At 35.4% G+C, this 350-nt stretch carries 1 pseudogene; it reads left to right on the top strand.

The features are described from left to right. Positions 1-213: pseudogene (locus FNK51_RS26205) on the top strand (IS110 family transposase); the annotation flags it as partial. Between the last annotated feature and the right edge of the window lie 137 nt (positions 214-350).

Genomic DNA, 350 nt, shown 5'->3' with positions numbered 1-350 from the left:
AAAAGAGGTTCGAGCAGACTACGTCATTCTCTGTATCTTGCCGTACTATGCGGCATAAGAAGTTCAAGGAACAAAAAGCTTAAAGCATTCTATGATAAGAAAAAATCAGAAGGAAAACCTGCCAAAGTGTCAATCGTTGCCTGTATGAATAAGTTGCTTCATTGGATTTATGCTTTATTAAAGAGAAAAGAAACGTTCCTAGATTTAGCCTAATTAACGGTTTTGTGAAACAGAGAAAAATCCTTCCAAAAGGGTTCTGGAGGGTTATTTGGCATGGCCAAAAATAGTATATCATAAGGGAAATGAAAATATTAGAGAAAGATATTGACATCCTATTAGCTGGTTTAGCT

Source organism: Bacillus sp. B4EP4a (assembly GCF_006680105.1).
In the GTDB taxonomy this organism is placed as follows: Bacteria; Bacillota; Bacilli; order Bacillales; family DSM-1321; genus Peribacillus; species Peribacillus simplex_E.
This window is presented reverse-complemented; position numbering and strand designations above follow the sequence as displayed.